General features: G+C 63.0%; 4 protein-coding genes. 1 reads left to right on the plus strand and 3 read right to left on the minus strand.

Annotated elements, in window-relative coordinates:
- On the minus strand, positions 1 to 242 hold a 242-nt coding region (locus tag EN738_RS31775; protein WP_189606083.1), incomplete at its 3' end, for a hypothetical protein.
- Between the two features lie 29 nt (positions 243 to 271).
- A complete protein-coding gene (locus EN738_RS31780; protein WP_127287042.1) occupies positions 272 to 2,821 on the minus strand; it encodes a caspase family protein in 2,550 nt (849 codons plus the stop codon).
- Positions 2,822 to 3,524: 703 nt separating this feature from the next.
- On the opposite strand from EN738_RS31780, the gene EN738_RS36845 reads away from it, so the two are divergent.
- The gene (locus tag EN738_RS36845) at positions 3,525 to 3,653 is read left to right on the plus strand and encodes a hypothetical protein (protein ID WP_281015745.1); all 129 of its coding nucleotides are present in this window, start codon (positions 3,525 to 3,527) and stop codon (positions 3,651 to 3,653) included.
- Between the two features lie 110 nt (positions 3,654 to 3,763).
- Here EN738_RS36845 and EN738_RS31785 read toward each other — a convergent pair whose 3' ends face one another.
- Positions 3,764 to 4,027, minus strand: coding sequence for a hypothetical protein (locus tag EN738_RS31785; RefSeq protein WP_127287043.1), 264 nt, complete (start codon positions 4,025 to 4,027; stop codon positions 3,764 to 3,766).
- Positions 4,028 to 4,080: the final 53 nt, after the last annotated feature.

Consider the following 4,080-nt stretch of genomic DNA (forward strand, 5'->3'; position numbering starts at 1 on the left):
CCACCACCACCACCGCCCAAGGGCGGAACGACCACAGGCGTGGTTTCCTCAACCGGCTTTTCCACTTTCTTGGCAGTCACCTTTTTCTGTTTGACGACCGTCGTCTGAGGGGTCGTCTGGACGACCTTTTGCTGCGGCTTCGCCGCCACCGGCATCGGCTCGGCCTTGGGCATCATGGACGTGCAGCCCATGAGCGCCACCACGACGCCGGATAGCGTTGTTGCGGTGATTGCTTCCTTCAATGTCCTGCCCACCATTGCCTCCCGGTTGATCAGAAAAGGTCCCTGCGCGGATTGGCTTCTTCCCACACCCCTCTGGCCGCGTTGATCAGCTGGGCGTCCAGCGAACCGGTCGCGGGGATCTTCGACTTGAGCTCCTGCTGCAACTGCTGCAACGCGGCCGTTTTCGGCTTGGCTCCGAATTTTGCCAGCGTCTTTCTGGCCCCCGGAAGCTCCTTGCGAAGATCGAGCGCAGCCGCGAAGGCAAGGAAACGCGCGGCAACGGCCTGATCCGCCTTGTCGCCCTTTTGCATTTCGAGAGCCGCGCGATCGTAGGCGCCGGACTGATCGCCGCGCATGGTCGCCAGCTCGAACAGTCTTTGCGCTTCGGCGAGGTCCTGCTCCACGCCAACACCGTCCCGGTACATGCGTCCAAGGCTGGCCGGGGCATAGGGCTGGCCAAGATCGATGGCCTTCTGAAACAGCGTCAGCGCCATCTTTGGATCCTTCTCGATGCCCTGGCCGCTGAGATAGTTCCGGCCGAGAAGGTTCATCGAATACATGTCCTGCCGCTGCACGCCGGCCTGAAGGAAGGCGACGGCGCGGGCCGGGTCGGCGGTCACGCCGTTGCGGCCCTCGGTGAAGATCGCGGCGAGATCGTTCATGGCATAGGTATGTCCCATCGCCGCCGCCTTGAGCAGCAGGTCCAGCCCCTTTGCGGTATCGGCCTTGACGCCGTAGCCGTTGAACAGGGCGCGGCCCCAGGATGTCATGCCGTAGGGATCACCCTTGTCGGCCGCGGCCTTGTAGAGGGAGTTGGCCTGCGTGCGGTCTTGCGGCGTCCCGGTCCCGGTCGCGTGCAGGTAGCCGAGCTCGAACACGGCGCGGACATGTCCCTTCTTCGCGGCCTCCTCGATGGCTTTCCTCGCCTCCTGGACCTTGCCGGCGGCAAGCAGCGCGCGCCCGAGTTCATAGCGGAAGCGGGGCACATCCGGGTAAGCCTTCACCGCGGCCTCGCAGACGTCCACGGCACTGGCGCCGATCTCGTTCGGCAGCAGGCCGGGGACCACGCCCTGCAGGTCGAGAGGCTCGCCGGCGGCCGTATCGCAAGGGTCGACGCTGGGCGAGAGTTTCATGGTGGCGGGCTTGGGCGAATTGTTGTCCGCCCGGATTTCGAAGCCGACCACAAGCGGTTTGACGGTGCCGATCTGGGGTTCGTACCGCAGGTGCTCGACTTCGCCGGCCATCAGGCTTGAGTCGGGCGTCAGTGTTCGGTCAGGCAGGGATAGCGTTCCCGTTTCCGGATAGCTCGCGACTTTCAGGCTGACCGCTGGGTCCTTCGTCGGCAGGTCCAGCTTCAGCGCAACCGGGCCGACGCCCACGGGAACGGCAACGTCGCTATTCTCGATCGCCTCGGCCGCACCGGTGATGTGGATGCCCCGTTCCAGCGTCTGCTGCTTCTGCTCGGCCTCGAGCGAGGCCACAACCTGTTCGCCCTCGGCGCCCTCGCCGCTCTTGACCCGGAACACCATGATGCCGTGAGCTTCACCGCCCCAGTCGTCGTGGGTGGCGTAGGCCAGCATATCAACTTCTTCCTGGGCAACTGCTCCCTTGGGTACATCCATCTTCAGGCGCGGCAGGTCCTTGCCCTGGATCGGCTGGCCCACCTCGACAGGCTTGCCGTCCAGTGTCAGTTGTCCGAGCGCAGGCGGTCTTTCGATGCTGACCGTGACCGTTCCACCATCGACGTCGACGGGCGCCGGCAAATCGAGGGCAACCGGGCCTATCCCCGATGGCACGACCTTCTCCAGCACCGGCGGCAGCGAAGGCCGGGTGGCGCGGCGCATCAGCACGACCTCATCGATCAGCGAGGAATTTTCCCAGGGCACCTGCTTGCCTTCGGTCGCCTGGACCACATCGCGGCGCACAGCCGCCATCACGGTGCGTATCTCCTGGTTCGGCGCCAGCGCGCGCCGCGAAAATGCCGACGAGAAGGGACTGAGGTCGCCGGTTCCGTCATAGGCGACCGCCCCGGGTTCCGTCGCGAAGGCAATCAGCGTGTTCAGCGAGCTCTTGACCTGCGCGAGGCCTGCATTGCCGGCGGTGATGAGCTGATCCCTCAGCCAGTAATCCTTGCGCGGGAACGGGTTGTTGCGGCAGGCATCGAGGATGATCACCTGGATCTTCGATTTCGAACGCATCTGCTCCAGCACATCGTTGAGCTTGATGGCCTGGACCTCGATGTCGGCCGCTTTCTTCAGCGAGGCATCGACCGGGATCAGGAAATTCTCGCCGCCGATCTGGAAGCCGTGGCCGGAATAGTAGACGACCGCCAATTCGGCGCCGTCGGCTGCGGCCAGATAGTTGCGAAATTGCTTCTCGAACTCGATTTTGGTGAGGTCCTTGGCGACGAACACGTCGAAGCCGGCCTGCCGAAACGTGTTCGACACATCCTCGGCATCCTTGTCGGGATTCTTGAGCGCCGGGATGTCCCGATATTCGGAATTGCCGATCACAAGGGCAACCCTCCGATCGGCGCGGGCATCCAACGTCGCGAGGCCCACGAGGATCAGGGCTGCAATGAACGCGCAGCATCGCAGCATGGCAAATCCTTAACTGCTATGACCTGTCGACCACAAGAACGCAGCTTGCGGTGCCGGGGTCTGTTAAAGAGTTCACAATCTGCCGAGACAGAGGCTGAGGCAGGCGCCATGGCGAATGCGGGCGTATTCCTCATCCAATCGGTTTCTAAATTACCCTACAGGCGGAACTTCCGCAATGATTTGAGCCGGCTTGCCGCTGCGGCTTGCCAAGCGCCTTAGTCGGCCTTCAGCCAGTTCAAACGCCGCATTCCGGAAACGAGGCGCGGCGGCGCGGGAACAGCGCCAGCGCATTGCCGCGACGGGCCGCACTGCCGCCCCAGGCGGCGGGTTCAAATTCCTGATTTGGCTGAGGCTGGCCCCGAAAAAGGCGGACCTGGGGGACACCGGGTCCGCCTTGCCTGCCGACGGGGCTTCGGGGGGAAGACGAGGTTCGGCAAACAATCCGAGGGCAACTCCTGCGAGCGTTGGAGTTTTTGGTAAGCTCGGAAGACAGGATAGTGAGCGTGTTTTGCGCTTAACTCAATTAGCTCGATAGGCCTTAGCTCGATCTGATTAGTCGGCAGCAGCTTATGTTGTCTCCTTCACAGTCACCGACACGGCTTCGTTACATAAGGGTGCGACCTTAAGCTGTGGGTAGGCAGAGGGAACCGTGGAGATGACATACAAGTCAGTTCAAGAGAGCCTGCGGGCAGCCGGAATTGTCATGAGCAAGAAGGGCGAGATCCATCGCATAAACTTCTTCGGCGGCCTCGAGGACACCGCGCACTACACCACAAGTCTCAAGGAGGCCCTGGAAAAGGGGCTGGCGATGGCAAGGCCGCAACGCTGGTGACAGGCGCCGCCCAGTTGGCGTCGGCAACGCGGATCCCCGCGGTTGCAAGCTTGCCTGTCAGGTCGCCCGTTCACGCCGGGCCACGAGCCACCGATCCACGGCCATCGGGGTCAATTCAGCAGCGAGGCGCAACGCACGGACTCGACAAGGTCGAGCAGGTCGTCCCATTGGGGTGAAATATCGAGCCCGAGGCCGGTCCCATAAGAGAGCAGGGAAAACTGCGCCGTCAGTTCCTCCTGAAGACGCAGTGCTTCAGCAGGATCGGAAATCGAAGTCGTAGCCAAGGCAGCCAGGTCGCGGCACCTGGCCTCGGTCTCGAAGCCGAGGCCACCGACAATCACACCAAGTTCGACCATCATCGAAATGAGGCGCACAAACCCCCTCCGGCGATCTGCGCAACAGTGCCGCCGCCATCACCGCCGCCGTT

This window comes from Mesorhizobium sp. M4B.F.Ca.ET.017.02.2.1, from assembly GCF_003998955.1.
Taxonomy (GTDB): domain Bacteria; phylum Pseudomonadota; class Alphaproteobacteria; order Rhizobiales; family Rhizobiaceae; genus Mesorhizobium; species Mesorhizobium abyssinicae.